The organism is Enterococcus sp. 7E2_DIV0204, from assembly GCF_002140855.1.
In the GTDB taxonomy this organism is placed as follows: Bacteria; Bacillota; Bacilli; order Lactobacillales; family Enterococcaceae; genus Enterococcus_L; species Enterococcus_L lemimoniae.
The window spans coordinates 55,455-58,048 of the sequence record NZ_NGKY01000004.1; the positions used below are offsets into that span (position 1 = coordinate 55,455).

1 protein-coding gene is annotated in these 2,594 nt (G+C 29.7%); it reads left to right on the top strand.

Features of this window, described 5'->3' with window-relative positions; all coding sequences use genetic code 11:
• Positions 1-1,427 (top strand): helix-turn-helix domain-containing protein (locus tag A5819_RS18065; RefSeq protein WP_176271510.1); only part of this gene is annotated, 1,427 nt, incomplete at its 5' end.
• Positions 1,428-2,594 lie beyond the last annotated feature (1,167 nt).

Here is a 2,594-nt window from a genome sequence, read left to right on the forward strand (position 1 = left end):
CTATTAGTTCACTTGCCAAAGAATATGACCTTACAGAGCGATCATTAAAAAAAATACTTTTAGAACTCACGAACGAGATATCCGAATCAAATAATAATACTTTCGTAGAATTGATAAGTACACCTCTGAACTTTGTTCTATACAATCATACTAAAGATGATGCTGTGGAACTAGATTTACTAAACTATCTCAAGTTAGAATACTTCAGTACATCATCAAAATATGCCGCATTTAAATACATAATGGAATACCGTGAATGTACTATTTCTAAAATGGCTGAAGGACTTGCTTACAGCATTTCATATTTGTATAAGCTGATAAATAAACTTAATAGAATATTCAAAGAGTTACTACTGGATACTTCTATACAGTTGTATGCACGCAAGACCATAAGATTAATCGGCCCTGAACATGAGATACGCCTCTTACATTACTATTTTACCGTGAAAATATTTCTAGACGATGGATGGCCACTTGTTTCAATAAGCGAGCAACAAATCCTTGAAAATCAAAAATATATAAAAAATGATGATTACGGACATCTATCTATTCTGGGAAAAAAGAAAGCCAACCTTTTTATAGGTATTTCACTAAACAGCATGCAGAGAGGTAAATTTTTACCAGAATTTAATGAATGGATTTCTGGAGGAAAAGAGATTCTTGCAGTATTTTCCGTTGAAGAATCACTGAAATCAATGCGCATTTTTTACCATACTAATTACCAAAAAAATATGAAAAAAGTTGACTCTGAAATTTTTTTGTTATCAATGTTTTCGCTATTTTCACTGCCAGAGATACTTTATAGCCATGATAAAATGCGTATCGCCGATAAATTAATTCAAATTGATAATAAGGTAATTAAAAACACTAAAAAAATAGTAACTATAATTACTAAGAATAAAAATTTGAGTCTAGAAAAAAAAAAATTGATATTTTTTGAATCAATAGTCATAATTATAAATATGCTGTTTTTTGATATTTGGAAAAGTTATAACCAAGTAAACACTAGTCAATTATCAACCACTACAGACGAATTATTTCAACTTTTAATTGGCATGTGCAAATCGATACCTGTGCAAGCTTTACCTATTTGCCTCAAAGAGCTACAGATTTTGGTAGATTCTTACGCAATATATGAGGAAAAAAAAGTAATACAAATTTACATTGAAACATGTGAAAATATCATCGTAAAATCTAGAATCAGTAACTACATTTCTGTCACTTATAGCAATGCTGCATGTGTGCTAACCGAAAACATTGGTGACGCTGATATAATAATCACTGACGCAGTCCCTGTTAATCATGCTTACAAAGGGAAAGTAATTTTTTTCTCAGATATAGATAGTATTGATAACTGGAAACGTTTAGGATCTATTATTCAACAAGAAGTATTTATGACCAATATCAGCAAAATAAACATTACTTAAATTTTCTATATTGCGTTGTTATGGAAAATATAATTTCTTGTCCCATATGAGTATTCCTTTTAGATGTTATTAAATTGCCAATAAACTCCCGTTGTCTAGCAGTAATTAAAAATTTACAGACAAAAGCTATTTTTAAGAAGAACTAAATCTTTAAATTTTTCAATAGAATAGCACCAAACAATACCAAATATCTCATTTTTGGTTTCAAATTACCCTCTTTTTACCGGAAGAATAAATATTCAGTTACCTAGGCCAAATTATTTCCACAAATAAAAAAATTATGCCACTAACACAAGGGTAAAATTTTTTTGTAATACGAATCGCTAATATATAGATCAAAAAATTGCTCTTACTCAATTCTAGTATTTTCCTTCTCTATCCAATAGCTTTTTGATATAATCATATCTGTTAAACCCGCGTCCCTTCTCCTGTAGCACGGGTTTCTTTCCTGGATTTCTTCAAATGAGAGTGGCAAGTATTCTCTGCTGCTACTTATCTTTTCCATAAATTCCATTTTTACTGGACTAATTTATCCATAAAAGTTGATTTTCTCTTTCCATTTTGTGTCTTGCATGATTATAATGGGCCCATCCAATGCTAGATATTTCGTTATATGCGAAAGCCCGTATAAAGAATAATGAAAAAGATACTTCTTTTTTCTTATACACAGCCTTTTGTTTTTCAAATTATTTATTGGGACAATATAACTTTATGATGATTTCTTCATCCAAAATGGTTCCTTAAATACGTTTAAAACTGTGGTTTCCTATTACATCTCATTTATATTGAACAATCTTCAAAAGTATATTTATTATTTTGGGGACTAACATTCCAAGCGTTTCTTCTACTTCTTTAGTCCCTCATATTTTTTGTTGCTATGAGTTATTTAAATTTTTTTAATTCACTCTTTAGTGAATCCTACTGGAAACAATTTACTACCATTTCAATTTCAAATTACTAAAAAAAAGACCCTTGAATCTTAGGTTGCGCTCTTATTCCACGACTTTTTTGTCAGTTTTTCGTTATATAATAGACTATATTCTTATTTTTCTACTGAATTTAAATACGATAAGATGCACTCGCCCATGCCAATTTATTGACATTGCATCAAAAAAAATGAGAAACTAATTTTATTAACCAAGAATGGATAAAATACTACTATGCCAT